At 59.0% G+C, this 15,353-nt stretch carries 8 protein-coding genes; 6 read left to right on the forward strand and 2 right to left on the reverse strand.

Annotated features, from left to right (window positions below; all coding sequences use genetic code 11):
* Positions 1–188 precede the first annotated feature (188 nt).
* A complete protein-coding gene (locus tag ONB52_05990) occupies positions 189–1,025 on the reverse strand; it encodes a hypothetical protein (GenBank protein ID MDZ7415696.1) in 837 nt (278 codons plus the stop codon).
* Between the two features lie 16 nt (positions 1,026–1,041).
* On the reverse strand, positions 1,042–4,398 hold the full coding sequence (locus ONB52_05995) for a UvrD-helicase domain-containing protein (protein MDZ7415697.1): 3,357 nt from the start codon (positions 4,396–4,398) through the stop codon (positions 1,042–1,044).
* Positions 4,399–4,876: 478 nt separating this feature from the next.
* Here ONB52_05995 and accB point away from each other — a divergent pair, with 478 nt between their 5' ends.
* From accB to ONB52_06025, 6 genes are all read left to right on the forward strand, one after another.
* A complete protein-coding gene (gene accB / locus ONB52_06000) occupies positions 4,877–5,380 on the forward strand; it encodes an acetyl-CoA carboxylase biotin carboxyl carrier protein (GenBank protein ID MDZ7415698.1) in 504 nt (167 codons plus the stop codon).
* Entirely contained in the window at positions 5,377–6,735 is a 1,359-nt protein-coding gene (gene accC, locus ONB52_06005) for an acetyl-CoA carboxylase biotin carboxylase subunit (GenBank protein MDZ7415699.1), read from the forward strand. The genes accB and accC overlap by 4 nt, the downstream gene beginning before the upstream one ends.
* Positions 6,736–6,758: 23 nt before the next feature.
* Entirely contained in the window at positions 6,759–7,136 is a 378-nt protein-coding gene (gene gcvH, locus ONB52_06010; protein ID MDZ7415700.1) for a glycine cleavage system protein GcvH, read from the forward strand.
* Between the two features lie 639 nt (positions 7,137–7,775).
* Entirely contained in the window at positions 7,776–8,831 is a 1,056-nt protein-coding gene (locus ONB52_06015) for a PorV/PorQ family protein (GenBank protein MDZ7415701.1), read from the forward strand.
* Between the two features lie 157 nt (positions 8,832–8,988).
* Positions 8,989–12,210 carry an FG-GAP-like repeat-containing protein gene (locus tag ONB52_06020; GenBank protein MDZ7415702.1) on the forward strand — a complete coding sequence of 1,074 codons (3,222 nt, stop codon included), beginning with the start codon at positions 8,989–8,991 and terminating at the stop codon, positions 12,208–12,210.
* A complete protein-coding gene (locus ONB52_06025) occupies positions 12,210–15,353 on the forward strand; it encodes a DPP IV N-terminal domain-containing protein (GenBank protein ID MDZ7415703.1) in 3,144 nt (1,047 codons plus the stop codon). The genes ONB52_06020 and ONB52_06025 overlap by 1 nt, the downstream gene beginning before the upstream one ends.

Raw genomic sequence — 15,353 nt, forward strand, 5'->3', positions numbered from 1 at the left:
GTTGCATCTTCCTGGCAGGGCGTTCCGGATTCGAGACGCGCGGTGCGGAGCTTGAGATGCCCGATCACTTGCGGGGCCCCTCCTCTTAGCGAAGCCGTTGCTCGATAAAGTATTTCGCCAGGGACGTTTCCTCCAAATTAATGATTTTGTCTCTGGGGGATATTTCTGCTGCGGGAAAAAAGAACCTTTCAATTGGATTTCGGAGTCAATGTTTCAACATGCTGCTGCAATTGGGCATGATCCTGGCGCAGCGCGGATATTTCTCCCTGCAACTGATCGACCTGCTTCTCGATCTTTGTGATTCTATCGTCCTGCAGCAGGGAGGTTCTTTTTGCCTCGGTCCAGACTTCTGTTAGTTGGTCGCGCCATTCTTTGGCTTTTTGATCAGTTCTCTGAAAAGCCTGGTTGCCCACCTCGGGAATCATGTGCTCCAGCGCATCAAAATTTTCCCTTGTGTAAGCATCGAGAGCGGCCAGGTTCTTTTCAACGCTGCTGATCCTCGTATTGACTTGTTCGAAACCGGCTTGCATTTCGCTGCGGAGCTGGCCGATCTGGTTCTGCATTTCGCTGCGGAGCTGCTCGTTGCCGGCCTGCATTTCACTGCGGAGTTGTCCGATCTGAGTCTGTGTTTCGCTGCGGAGTTGGCCGATCTGGGTCTGTGTTTCGCCGCGAAGCTGCTCGATCTGGTTGTGCATTTCGCCACGAAGCTGCCCGATCTGGGTCTGCATTTCACCGCGAAGCTGCCCGCTCAGGGCCTGCATTTCACCGCGGAGCTGTCCGACCTGGGTCTGCATTTCTCCGCGTAGCTGGCCGATCTGGATCTGTATTTCGCCTTGAAGCTGCCCAATCTGGGTTTGCATTTCACCGCGGAGCTGCCCGATCTGGGTCTGCATCTCGCCACGAAGCTGCGTGGTGGTCTGTTGGAAACCTGCCTCCATTTCGCCGCGAAGCTGCTCGATCTTTTCGATGATCGTATTCAAACTGGCACGGCGTGCGGTGGTTTTCTTTTTGGGTTTTCCCGGCATATGCTTTTCCCCGAGTTCAGAAAAGTCTGAGTTGTTGCTCTGCGATCTGGTCGTTGCTCTTTTTTGCCCTGGCCTGCCAATATTCGTAAGCCTTGAGTTGTTCTTCGATATCCGACAAGAAGCGCGACGCGGCAAATCTTCGGGACTTGCCAAAGAGCATGCGGCGGGCTGCACGCACGAGATAAAGCCGCTCCCGCGCGCGCGTCATGCCGACATAAAACAACCGGCGTTCCTCGGCGGGATCACCCTGCAATTCTTCCAATTGCATTGGCGTCAGGTGCTCTTCGCAGCCGATGATGAAGACGACGGGAAACTCCAGCCCCTTGGCGGCGTGCAGGGTCAGCAGCGAAATCTTCTCGGCCCGCGCTTCGATTTGATCCGCCTCGCGCTGCAGGGCAAGGGCATCCAGCAGCGCTCGCGGGGTGGAATGCCAGTGCGCCAGCCCTGCCAGACGCTGCCAATTTGGCCGGCAAACCTGCAGCAGCGGTGTCTCAGGTTGTGGCTGCAAATTGGTGAGCAGGTTGGCCAGCGCGGCATCAACACCACGGCTTTGTTGATCCTGAACAAAGCGTGCCATGACTTCTGCGGCAACGCGCAGCGCCATCGCCGGCCGCTGGCCCAGGTTCGTCTGCGCCATAAACCGTGTCAGCAGCAGCCTGTCCCGTTCCGGGGTCACCGTGAAATATTCCGCCAATTTTTTTGCCGAACTTTGACCAAACCCCGGTGTGAGAAGTGCGACGAATCCCGCAAAATCATTTGCATCGCAGGGCAGGCCAGCGGCCCAACGAATGACCGCCAGCAACTCGGGCATGCCTTTGCGCCGCGCCAGCGGCGTTTCGCCGGCCACCTGAAACGGCATGCCGGAATGTTGCAGGGCCTGCTCCAGCGGCGGCCGCAGCGCATTCAAACGATAAAGGATCGCAAAGTCACCAAAACTGTATCGACCTTCCGGCGATTGTGCCACCCGCGTTGAATCTTGGGAGAACAAGCTAGTGCCGCCCACCAGTTTTTCGATTTGATGCACCACAAACTCGGCCTCGGCTTCGGCAGTGGGCGCGGCATAAATGGTGAGATTGCCCGGCGTCAGCAGGGTTGGCGAAAGCGGCAGGGCCACGCAATCATCACCTGCTTCGATGACCTGTCCGCAGGCGGCGAGAATGATGGCGCCGGAACGATAGTTCTCCTCCAATCGCATGACCACGGCACCAGGAAAATCCTCGGCAAAGCGGCTGAAATAGCCGACCTCAGCACCGCGAAAGCCGTAAATCGCCTGATTGGGATCGCCGATGGCCGTGAGGCGGGCGCCGCCTTGCACCAGCAATTTGAGCAGGCGATGCTGCGCAGCATTGAGGTCCTGATACTCATCGACAAAAATCCAGTGATAGCGCTGCTGCAACGCCTGGCGTACTTCCGGAGTGTTTTCCAGCAGGCGGATGGCCTGCAACAAAAGGTCGTCGAAATCCCACACCTGCAGCCGCTGCAGCGCCGCCTGATAGGCTGCCTGCCGGCCTGCTTGTTCGGGCGTGGCGGGTGTGGTCAAGGTCGCCTTGTGCAGGGAAATTTCATCGAGCCAGCGGGAGCGTTCGGCAGTGGCGGCTAACGGCCACAATTCCTGTGCGATCATTTCCCGGCGCTCATCAGGGATAATCTCGAAATCACGTTGTTCGTCGGCATGTTCCCGCAGCAGGGCAAGGCAGAACGCGTGAAATGTCCCGATGGTGAGCTCTTCCGCCAGGCGGCCGGTTTGCTCCCGCAGGCGCTGACGCATTTCCTCGGCCGCCTTGTTGGTGAAGGTGATGGCGAGCATGCTGCGCGCCGGTTCCCCTGATTGCAGCAGATGCTGGATGCGATGCACCAGCGTGTGCGTCTTGCCCGTGCCCGGACCGGCGATGATGAGCAAATGGCCGTCCGCATAGGTCACCGCCCGGCGTTGCGAGGGATTAAGACGCTCCACCGGCGTTGGTGAGATGCGGGGAGACTCGTCCGGCGGCAAGGTGAGCGGCGACAGGGGCGGCTGCACCTGCACCGCCGCGGCAGCGACATTGGCCGTGGCCTCTGTTTCCGCCGGGGTATCTGTCAGCTCGATTGCGACCAGGCTGACCTGCCGGAGAAATTCCCGGCGTTCTGCCGGCGTGAAAAGCTGAATCACACCGTACTCGCCGTCATAGCCAGCCGCGATCTTGACCTCCCCGCAGCGCATGCGACGGATGCCCTCCGCCACCACCGGCGAGCTCAGCCGCTCAATGTCTGCGAGTGGCGCCTCCTGCAGGATATGGAGTTCATTGCCGAGCCGCCGCAGCAGGTTCCAAAAGATCTCATCGACGCCCTTGCTGCCGGCCTTTTTGCCCGTGGCCTCGGCAATGATTTCCGGCAGCGGGATGAGATGGGTGTAGGGGCGCCAGCGCGGCGGCTTCTCGCCTTCGGGACGGTCCGCCAGCGCCTCCACACGCGCCATGACACCCACTGTTACCGGCTTGCCACAGACCGGACAATTGCCCTGGTGCTGCGCGGTTTCCCGCGGGTGCAGGCGGGTCTGACAGGTGCGATGACCATCAAAATGATACTTGCCCTCCTCGGGGAAAAACTCGATCGTGCCGAGAAAGCCCGGATCATCCTCCCGTTGCCAGGCGCGGTAAATGGCGGGATAGGAGAGCTCAGTGTCGAAGAGATTTGCTTCACGTGCCAGCTTTTGTGGAGAATGGGCATCCGAATTCGACACCAGCACAAAGCGATCAAGCTGTTTGAGCCGCCAGTTCATCGGCGGATCGGAAGACAGCCCGGTTTCCACAGCGAAAAGGTGCGGTGTGAGATCGGCAAAGCAATCGTCGATGGCATCGAAACCGCCCTTGGAGCCGAGCACCGAAAACCAGGGCGTCCAGATGTGAGCCGGCACCAGAAAAGCCAGCGGGTCAGAGGCCAGCACGATCTCGAGCAGATCCCGGGAGTCCAGGCCGAGAATCGGCCGGCCATCCGCGCGAATATTGCCGATGCTTTCCAGACGGGATTGGATCTTGAGCGCGGCTTCGAAGCCGGGGACAAAGACGATATTGTGAATCTTGCGCACCCGGTCGAGGCGCTTGTAGATGTTGGAAATTTCGGCAGTGAGCAGAAAGCGAACCTCACTGGCGCAGGCTTTGGGCACTTCACCCGGCGTCAGGCGCCGGTAATCTTCTTTGAGGCGAAACAGCCCCGTCTCAGCCGGTTCCAATTTTTCGCGCAGTTCGCTGAGCCAGCCGGGATGGACGAAATCGCCGGTGCCGACCACCGTCAGGCCCTTGAGCTGCGCCCACAGGCTCAGATACTCGAGATTGAGCTGTTTGCTGGTAGCGCGCGAATAGTGGGAATGCAAATGCAAGTCGGCGTAGAACTTCATGGGAGCACGGTGCCTGGCCCGATGATGGCCAAGTTCTGGAATGAGCCTCGGCGATGCAGTGGTCACGGTGGCTGCCGCAACCGGTAGCCGTTTCCGCGTCATAATTTCCGCCGTGCTGCGGCGGTGCGGAAAACAGCGCGGCATGCTACGAAATGGCCGGCAAAGTCGCAAGCGAAAAGATCAATGGTGCCGGCCGGCGCGGCCGCGATCAGGCCAACTCCTGATTTTGCTGAGCCTGCCGTTGCCAAGATTTCTATTTGACTTTCAGAAAAGTTCGGTTATATTTTGCGCCTGTTTTAAAAGAGGGCTGGCGGTGCGAATCATCGGGCTGGCAAAACACATGACCATGCAAAAAAAAGCTGCCAAAAAAACATCATCAGACCGGAACAGTCAGCCGGCGGGGCGCAAGCAGTCCGACGGCGCAGTTGCCGAGCATGAGAATGGCTTAACCGCCGCATCGAAATTATCTGGAGGCGGTATGAATCTGGATGAAATTAGAGAGCTGGTGAAGATTGTTGAAAGCAGTGGCATCATGGATTTGGAGGTCACCCAGCGCGGCAGCAAGGTTCGCATTTCAAAGTATCCCGGCAATGCGCATGCGCCCGCGCCGATGACTGCCGGTCACTTTGTCGTGCCGGATCAATACCTGCGGCCGCCCCTGCCGGCCGCCGGTGCGCCCGCCCCCAGCGCCGGGCACGAGCCTCCTGCCAGCAGCGCCCCGGCCCCTGCCAGCCAAAAAAATTTCGTCGAGATCAAATCTCCAATGGTGGGCACCTTTTACCGCGCGCCCGCGCCCGATGCCGAGCCGTATGTCAACGTTGGCGACACCATCTCCAAAGGCCATGTTTTATGCATCATCGAAGCCATGAAACTCATGAATGAAATTGAGGCGGAGTTTGCCTGCCGCATCATCGAGATTCTTGTGGAAAATGCGCAGCCGGTCGAGTACAACCAACCTCTTTTCCGGGTCGAAAAACTTTGAAAAAAGTTCTGATCGCCAATCGCGGCGAGATTGCGCTCCGCATCATCCGCGCCTGCAAGGAACTGGGGATCAAAACGGTGGCGGTTTATTCCGATGCGGATGCGGACTCGCTGCACGTGCGCTTCGCCGATGAGGCCGTTTGCATCGGTGCCGGACCCAGCAGGGAAAGCTATCTCAATATCCCGCGCCTGATCAGCGCCGCCGAGGTCACCAATGCAGATGCGATCCACCCCGGCTATGGCTTTCTCGCCGAAAACGCCCACTTCGCCGAAATCTGTGCCTCCTGCAACATTCGCTTCATCGGACCGACCGCCGCAATGATCAGCGCCATGGGCGACAAGGCGCTGGCCAAGGAGACCATGCGCCGGGCGGGCGTGCCGACCATCCCGGGCAGCGAGGGCACACTCCCCAACGCCGATGCGGCACTCGCCTTTGCGGAAGAATTCGGTTTTCCAGTCATTATTAAAGCGGCTGCCGGCGGCGGTGGCCGCGGCATGCGGGTGGTGCGCGAAAAAAGCGAACTGGTGCGCTCCTTCGAGCAGGCCCAAGCGGAGGCCGGCGCCGCTTTCGGCAACCCCGCGGTCTATATCGAGAAATATTTCGAGCAGCCGCGCCACATCGAAATCCAGCTCATCGGCGATTCCCACGGCAATGTGGTGGCGCTGGGCGAGCGGGAATGTTCGATTCAGCGCAAGCATCAAAAACTCATCGAGGAAGCGCCTTCGCCGGCACTGACGGAAGAGTTGCGCCAGCAAATGTGTGAAGCCGCGGTGCGCGGAGCCAAAAGTGTCAACTATGAAAATGCCGGCACCATCGAGTTTCTCTTCGACAACGGCAAGTTTTACTTCATGGAAATGAACACCCGCATCCAGGTCGAGCATCCGGTGACGGAATCGGTATTCGGTCTGGACCTGGTGAAGGAACAGATTCGCGTGGCGCGCGGTGAAAAAATCGACAATCTCAACCCCAATTTCAAAATGCGCGGCCATGCGATCGAATGCCGGATCAACGCCGAAGATCCCGACAAGGACTTTCGTCCCTCCCCGGGCCGCATCGTCACCTGGCATGTGCCCGGCGGCATCGGCATCCGCGTCGATACCCACGCCTATGCCGGCTATCTCATCCCGCCTTTTTACGATTCCCTGATTGCCAAGCTCATTGCCCACGGCAAATCGCGGGCGGAGGCCATTGAACGCATGGAGCGCGCGCTCGAGGAATTCATCGTCGAAGGCATCGCCACCACCATTCCCTTTCATCAACGGGTCATGGCAGACCCCGTGTTTCGGTCCGGCAATCTCGATGTCAAATTTGTGGAAAATTTCTTCCGTCGCGCCGCGACGGCGAAGCCGCAATAATTTCACCTGGTGAGGAGAAGGTCATGCACGTCCCGGCAAACCTGCTTTATACCAAAGAGCATGAATGGGTCAGGATCGAAGGTGACGTCGCCACCGTTGGCATTACCGATTATGCGCAGGGCCAGTTGGGTGACATCGTCTATGCAGAATTGCCCGCCGTGGGCGCCACCACCACGCAAATGCAGCCCTTCGGCACCGTCGAAGCCGTAAAGGCCGTCTCGGATTTGTTTGCCCCGTTGAGTGGCACCGTGCTTGAGGTCAACACCGCCCTGGCGGAAAAACCGGAACTGATCAACCAGGACTGCTACGGCGCGGGCTGGATGATCAAATTGAAAATCACTAATCCCGGCGAACGCCAGGCTCTGCTCGCCCCTTCCGATTACGAAAAGTTGATTGCCTGAAGCCGGAGCCGCGGCAAGCAACGCGGTCTCTGCATTACGCGCCGGCTCGAGTTGATGAGTGGCTGTGCCGGGCACAGCCCGGGAGGGGAACGAGAAGCACCCGTTTGCCGCTGTCCGCCCGGGCTTGTTGCCAATCTCTGCAACCACATCGCACTGCCGGTATTGTCTTGTGCTTGGCTAAAAGCCGCATGGCGGGATGCTTCGAATGGGCCCGGGCATGCTCAGGGTCGTGGCGAGGGCGGAAAACAGGTCCTGGATGCCGGCAAAAAAGCGCTTGACAATCACTGCCCGAATTTCTACTTTTGCACCGTTTGAAAAATAGAAACAATTCATTGCCTGTTCAATTTCGTGGAGCCAGCCTATTCGACGTTCGCTACGGGATTCGATAAAAAAATGACAGTGGTCTTGTTTGCTTTGCTTGTGGCAAACACGCGCGAATCCCGACGAAGCGAGTGTTCGGTAGTCGCTGCTTGGAACCGAAACGCTGGGTGAGTGACTTTTAGCCGAAGTGCAACACGGGCGGCGAAAAAGTCAGGACAAACACCCTGAGGGCTGCGTCGTGAGGCCCGCGTTGTCGGTTTTTTTGTTTTATAGAACATGCCAACTCGTTTTATCTTTTCCAGTCAGGAGATTTTGCTCATGAAAAAAATCCTCGTGCTTTTCTGCCTGTGCACTTTGCTGTTTCCCGTTTCGCCGGTCTGGGCGCAAGGGCCGGGCAGCAGTGGTGTCCTTTTTCTGTTGATTGCGCCGGGCGCGCGCGCTGCCGGCATGGGTGAATCCTTTGTCGCCATCGCCGATGATGCCACTGCGACCTACTGGAATCCGGCTGGTCTGGCATTTCAGGAAAGAACGCAAATCGCGCTGATGCATTCCAACTGGCTGCCGGAGTTGGCCAGCGATTTGTACTACGATTACGCCACCATCGTGCGGCCGATGGGAAACATCGGCACCGCCGGCCTGTCGCTCACCTTCATCAATCTCGGCACGCAAATCATCACCGGGGAAACCAGCCCCGATCCGCTGGGAGAGTTCAGCAGTTATGAACTGGCACTGGCCGGTTCCTGGGGCACGAAGCTTTCAGCCAACAGCGCTGCCGGCGTGACGCTGAAATTCATCTACAGCAACCTGGCACCGCGCGGCGCCGGCGCCGAGCAGGGCGATGGTCGCGCCACCGCCTTTGCGGTGGATTTGGGTTATTTGCATCGCAACCTTCTCATCGACCGCTTCAACTTCGGTGTGAATCTGACCAATGTCGGGCCGAAGATCAGTTACATCGATGCCGCGCAGGCTGATCCGCTGCCCACCAATTTGCGCCTGGGTTTCAGCTATCATCTGATCAAGCAGGAATTCAACAGCCTGATGATCGCAACTGAATTCGACCGCCTGCTGGTGGCGCCCAGGCCGGAAGGCGGCGCGGATCCGGTGTTCAAGGCGCTGGTGACGGCGTGGACCGATGAGCCACTCAAGGACGAGTTGAAGCACATCATCTACAATATCGGCGCAGAATACTGGTACAACAATTTCGTCGCCCTGCGCACCGGCTATCATTATGACAGGGTTGGTCGTGTCAAATACGTCTCCTTTGGCGCCGGCCTGAAATACTCCAGCCTCGGCCTCGATTTCGGATACGTCTCCGCCGGTGAAGGCCATCCCCTGAGCAATACCATGCGTATTTCGCTCGGTATTGGCTTGTAGCAGGTTGCACGGTTTAGGCAATGGCATGCCAGCCCGGTGGAGCGTTGCAAGGCAGATAATGCACCACGCCCGGCGCGCCGGCATGCCATTGCGCATCAATTCCCGCGCCGCGGCGGTTTTTCTCTCCTGTCAAATTTGACCACCCGTTTGAAATCTTATGCGCCACCGCCTGCTTGGTTATGCCCTGACATTGTTGTCCCTGCTGCCACTGCTCACGTCGGTTGGGGCCACTTCCTCTGTGAAAAGCCCGGGTTGGCAGGGACACCGCCGGGCCTTGCGGCCGGATTATCGTCCCAGCCGTCCCAGCCAGCGCCTGCTGCAAACTCCGCTTCTGGCAAAATCTTCAGCTAAATTTCTTGCCACCGCAATTCCCGACACCCTGGAGCTCCTCGCCCTGCGGGTGGAGTTTCCACGCGATGCCAGCGACCAAACCACCGGCAATGGCGGTTTCATGCTGGCACCCGATCCCAATAAGACCATCGATCCGCCGCCCCACAATCGCGCCTATTTCGAAGCCCAACTGACGGCACTGGCCAATTACTACAAAAGCGTTTCGCGTGGCAAAGTCATCTTGCGCTTTCAAGTTTTGCCACCTGGCGACACGGCCGCCTATCAACTGCCGCAGGAGATGAAGTATTACGGCCCCGGCCGCGACAGCGCGATACGCGACAAGCGCCTGGCCGAACTCTTCCGTGACGCCATTCTCGCTGCCGAGGCCGCCGGCAATGTGGATTTCTCCCGCTTTGACAGTTTTATCATTTTTCATGCCGGCATCGGTGAAGATTTCGACGAAGACGTCGATCTCACCCCCAACGACATCCCCAGCGCCTTTTTGAACCTGAACGATTTGCGCAAAGAACTGGGCAACAACGATCCCGGCTATCGCGGCCTCGCCGTGCAAAACGGCACCTTTTTCATTGAGGACGGCCTCATCCTGCCTGAAACACAGTCGCGCGAGATTGCCGGCAGCGGCGTGCTCGAGTTTGGCCTGCTGGGCACTTCCGCCCTGATGTTTGGTTATCAGCTCGGCCTGCCCAATTTGTTCAACACTGAAACCGGCGCCTCCGGCATCGGGCAATTCGGCTTGATGGATCAGGGCTCGAACAACTATCAAGGTCTGCTGCCGGCCATGCCCGAAGCCTGGTCCAGGGTTTTTCTCGGCTGGGAGGAGCCGATCGTCGTCACCAACGGTGAGAATCTCGAGGTTGCGGCGGCGCTGCACGGCGATCCCCGCAAGATCTATAAAATTCCGATCACCGACAGCGAATATTTTCTCATTGAAAACCGCCAGCGCGATGTTAATGGCGACCGCATTGCCACCGGGCGCGATGCCAGCGGCGTGCGCATTCAATTTCGTGAAGAGACCTTCGCCGCCGAACAACCCATCGGCGTGATCACGCAGGTCGATGAATACGATTTCGGACTGCCCTACGCCGTCGACCAAAACAACCGTGCCCTCCCCGGCCCCGGCATTTTGATCTGGCATGTTGATGAGAACGTCATTCGTGCAAACTATGCCAGCAACCGTGTCAATGCCGATCCCGCTCATCGCGGTGTCGATCTCGAAGAAGCGGATGGCGCACAGGACATCGGCCGCTTCTATGGCTTTCTCGATCCCGGCTCCGGCAGTGAACTCGGCCTGCCAGAGGATGCCTGGTGGTCGAAGAATCCCGTGATTACGGAATATTTGCGCCCTGGCGAGCCGGTGACCTTCGGACCCAAAACCATTCCGAGCACGGCAGCAAACAACGGTTCGTACACCGGCATCATGATCACGAATTTTTCCGATCTCGCGCCGGTGATGACGTTCTCCGTGCGCAATCCGTTTGCCATGCCGAACTTCCCGCAATATGCCGGCGGCATGGGCGCGGTGTTGCTCTCACCCCTGCTGGCGGATCTCACCGGCGATGGCAGGGCGGACATCGTCGCGGCGACGGCCGCCGGGGAAATTTTCGCCTGGCAGGCGGACGGCAGCAAGGTCGTTGCCAATGCCGAGGTCGCACTCCTCACTCAACCCAATGGCCTGGCGACGCAGACACCGCGCGCCACATTGGTGACGGGTGGGCCGTTGGCTTCTCCGCCTGCGCTCGCCGATCTCGTGGCCGATGGCCGCGCCGAGGTCATTGCCCTGCGGGCAGAGGGAAAACTCCAGGTCTGGCAGGCAAAAGATGACGATGGCAACGGCCGCGCCGATTTGGCCTGGCAGGTCGAGATTGGTGCCACGCAATCCAACCCGGTGGTGCGCGTGGCAACCAAGAACGTTTTTTGCGGCAATGAAGCGGGTGCGGTGTTGGCCTTCTCCGGCAACGGCGAATTGCGCTGGCAAACCACGCTGCCGCGGCCGGTGCGCGGCCTTGCACTGCTGGAAAGTGGCGTGCTGGTGACGCTGGATCATGGCGCTGCGATTCTGAGTGAAGACGGGGCTGTGCTGGCAGATGATCTGTCAAGGTCACGCGGCCCGGCGCCTGCCGGCGCATTTGCTCTGGCTGACATCGACAACGATGGCCGGCTCGAGGGCTTGGTGCCCGAGCAGGATGGCCGGTTGTTTTTTCCGGTCAGACCAAGCGATGAACAGCATGTGCTCGATTTTGGTGAAGTCATCGGCGGGCTGGCCCTGGCCGACCTCGATCGCGATGGCCGCAAGGAAGTCGTGCTCGCCGCCGGCAATCGTTTGTTTGCAGTGAAGCACAACGGCGTGTTCGCCGGGAATTTTCCCGTCCCAATTGGCCCACCACAACAAACGGCCGATGCCACACGGCACGGGATCATCCCCATCATCGCGGACGTGGACGGCGATGGCAGCCAGGACGTGCTCGTGACCGGCGTCGCGGGGGACATTTACGCCTATCGCGGCAATGGCTCTTTGATCGAGGGCTTTCCGCTGGCCATGCCGGGACCGGGCCGTGGTTCTCTGGCGGCTGGTGATCTCGACAATGACGGCCGACTGGAACTGGCGGGTGTTTCCGGCAGCGGCTTTGTGCATGTCTGGCGTCTGGCCGAAAGCAGCACATCATCGGACTGGCCGATGTATCATCGCGAGGCCGCGCAAACCAGTTTCAATCCGGCGCGCGAAACCCCCGTGATCGTGCCTGGCGAGTTGATGCCGGAGCAGTCGGTTTACAACTACCCCAATCCCGCGCGCGACGGTGCCACGCGCATTCGCTATCGCCTGAATGCCGCGGCGCAGGTGAAAATCTCGATCTTCGATCTTGCCGGCGACCTGGTGGCCGAGCTTGCCGGTCCGGGGCTGGCGCAGGCGGATAACGAAGTCGAATGGCAGCTCGCGGATGTGCAAAGCGGCGTGTATCTGGCAAAAGTCGAAGCCCGGGGCGAAGCGGAAAAGGCAACGAAGATCATCAAGATTGCGGTGGTGAAATAATGATGTTGAAGCAAACGGTTGCAGTGTGTGGCCGTGCTGCGTGTGACAAAGGTGATGCACCGGGTTGGCGGCGTGGCGCGGCTGCCCTGAATCGTGTGCCACGCCATCCCGCACGGATCGTGCTGGCCGCCCTTGCGGTTTGCGCCAGCCTTGCGGCTGCCCAGGACGAGCCGCGTTGGACGCATCCCGAGCTGAAATGGCAGACCATCGAGACCGAGCACTTCTTCGTGCATTTTCACGAGGGAGCTGAACAAACCGGCAGGCTCACCGCCAAGATCGCCGAGGAGATTTACACTCCGATCACCTCACTGTATGGCTACCAGCCGGACGGCAAGGTGCATTTCATCATCAGAGACTATGACGATTTTTCCAACGGCGCGGCCTATTACCTCGACAACAAGGTGGAAATCTGGGCGAGTGCGATGGATTTTGAATTGCGCGGGACGCACAGTTGGCTGCGCAATGTCATCACGCACGAATACACCCACATGATTTCACTGGGCGCCGCGCGCAAAATCACGCGCCACCTTCCCGCCGCCTATGTGCAGTGGCTCGGCTACGAAGATGAGAAGCGGCCGGACGTGCTGTACGGCTATCCCAACCGCATTCTCTCCTACCCGCTGCCGTTCACCATCATGCCGCCCTGGTTTGCGGAAGGCGTGGCGCAATACCAGCGGCCGGAATTGGAATATGACCTGTGGGACTCGCATCGCGACATGCTGCTGCGCACCGCGGTGGTGGAAGACAAGCTGCTCACCTATTCCGAAATGAACGTCTTCGGCAAGAACAGCATCGGCAGCGAGCGGGTTTACAATCAGGGCTATTCGCTGGTGACTTACCTCGCGGGCAAGCACGGCGCGGCCGTCTTGCAGCAGATCGCCGCCAACATGCGCAGTCCCCTGCGTTTCTCTTTCGACAGCGCCATCAAGAAAGCCACGGGCAAAAGCGGCGGTCAAATTTATGACGAGTGGAAAAAACACCTGCAACAGACTTATGCACAGCAGTTGCGCGCGATCCAAGGCCAGGTGGTCGCCGGAGAACTGCTGCAAGCCAAAGGCTCGGGCAATTTTTATCCGCGCTGGTCGCCGGACGGCAGCCGGCTGGCCTACCTCAGCAATGCCGGTGCGGACTATTTGGGCCAAACGGCCCTGGTGATGCGGCAGGGGGCGGATGGCAGGGACGAGTTGATCAGGAGCGGCGTGCACCACGCTTTTTCCTGGTCGCCCGACGGCACGCAACTCGCTTACTCGCGCAAATCGGAAAAAAATCCGCACCACGCGGTGGTGTATGATTTGTATCTGTACGACATCAAGAAGAAAAAAGAAAAACGCCTGACGCATGCGGCACGTGCCCACAGCCCGAGCTGGTCGCCCGACGGCAAAATGCTGGCCTGTGTGGTGAACGGTGACGGCAGTCAAAATATTGCACTCTACGACCTTGCAGCGGATCGCCTGAAAATCATCACTTCCCACCAAACGCAGGAACAAGTCTACACCCCGCAATGGTCCCCGGATGGCCGGCAGCTTGTGTATGCCTATTCGCATGCGCGCGGCCGCAGCCTGCGGCTGTGCGACCTGGCGAGCGGAGAGGTCACGCCGGTCAATTTGCGGTATGCCCTGATGGCGGAATCATCGGACGCCCGGCCCGGCGATGCACGCGATGCCGTCTTCAGCCCCGACGGCCGGAAAATCTATTTCAGTTGGGATGTGACCGGCATTTTCAACATCTACAGTCTCGACCTCGCCACCCAGCAAGTCACCCCGCTGACGAACGTCGTGGGTGGCGCGTTCATGCCTTCGGTCAATCGTGAAGGCGGGTTGTTGTTCAGCATCTTTGTCGCCGAAGGTTACAAAATCGCACATCTCAAAACGCCCCAACCGCTGCCGCCCGATGTGACGCGCTATCTACCCCCCGCGGAGAGGCAGCTTCAGCTTGCGGCGGTCACTGGCGATCTCGCGCATCTCAATTTGAGCGGCATCAAGCACGGCGCCTATGATGACCGGCAAATCCCCGACTTCGCGGTCACACCCTACCGCGGTCATTATTCGGCGGTTGCGATTTTGCCGCGTGTGATGGTGGATTACGGCAAACTGAAGCTCGGCAGTTACTTCTACTCCAGCGAAATCCTGGACAACATCAGTTTCATCGGCGGGGCGGCCCTCAATCGCGACAAGGATTATGACCTTTTTCTGCTGGTGGACTATGACAAGCTCGGGCCACAGTTGTCTCTGGAAGCCTACAACCAGGCCCGCCACGCGCGCGCAGAGGGCTACGGGTTTCTCTACAACCTGACGGAAGTGAATCTCGGAACACAACGCTGGTGGAGCAGCCGGCATCATTCCCAGTTCCGTCTCATTTACAGCCGCTACAATGCCAAGATTTCGTTTGTCGAGCGCGGTTTCAAGCAGAGTTTCGGATATACCTACTATGAAGGCAAAGCGCTGGCCTTTCGTCATCACTTCCGGCAGCAGGTGCGCGCGGTGGACGGCGACATCAATCCCCGCATGGGCCGCGAGGTGGAATTCCGCTACACGCGCGAATTCAACAATTTCATCAATTCCGATCCCGACAAAGCCTTCACGTTGACCGACTATGGCACCTTCGTCGAGAACTATGAACCGCACAACGTGCATCGCGTTGAGCTGGCATGGACCGAGCGCCTGCCCCTGCCCGGACGCACGGGGCTCACGCTGTCTGGCCGCGGCGGCTGGCTCGACCGCGAGGTGAACAGCTTTTTTTATTTTTTTGCCGGTGGTTTGGATGGTGTGCGAGGGTATCCTTACTACAGCATGGAAGGCCGTTACCTGCTGCATGGCCGCCTGACCTATCGCCTGCCACTGTTCCGTCATCTTGATTTGTCACTGCTGCATCTTTATCTCGACAAGATCTGCTTCGCCGTGTCATACGATTATGGCGGCGCATTCTCCCAAACCAGGGGCTGGCGTGACAAACTGCACGACAGCATCAATTTGCAGTTGCGTTCGGAATTGTTCTCGTTTTACGGCTTTCCGACGCGCCTCTCATGCGATGCCGCCTATGGTTTCGACAAGTTCGTTCTGCGCCGCGAGGGCCAGGCGCCCCTGACCTATGGCCGGGAATGGCGCTATTACCTGACCGTCGCGTTTGATTTCCTGGACAATTAA

This window comes from candidate division KSB1 bacterium (assembly GCA_034506255.1).
GTDB lineage: Bacteria > Zhuqueibacterota > Zhuqueibacteria > Zhuqueibacterales > Zhuqueibacteraceae > Coneutiohabitans > Coneutiohabitans thermophilus.

Coding starts and splice junctions, on each gene's coding strand:
- ONB52_05995 (MDZ7415697.1), bottom strand. CDS start 4,398: ATGAAGTTCTACGCCGACTTGCATTTGCATTCCCACTATTCGCGCGCT.
- ONB52_06015 (MDZ7415701.1), top strand. CDS start 7,776: ATGAAAAAAATCCTCGTGCTTTTCTGCCTGTGCACTTTGCTGTTTCCC.
- accB (MDZ7415698.1), top strand. CDS start 4,877: ATGAATCTGGATGAAATTAGAGAGCTGGTGAAGATTGTTGAAAGCAGT.
- ONB52_06025 (MDZ7415703.1), top strand. CDS start 12,210: ATGATGTTGAAGCAAACGGTTGCAGTGTGTGGCCGTGCTGCGTGTGAC.
- ONB52_05990 (MDZ7415696.1), bottom strand. CDS start 1,025: ATGCCGGGAAAACCCAAAAAGAAAACCACCGCACGCCGTGCCAGTTTG.
- gcvH (MDZ7415700.1), top strand. CDS start 6,759: ATGCACGTCCCGGCAAACCTGCTTTATACCAAAGAGCATGAATGGGTC.
- ONB52_06020 (MDZ7415702.1), top strand. CDS start 8,989: ATGCGCCACCGCCTGCTTGGTTATGCCCTGACATTGTTGTCCCTGCTG.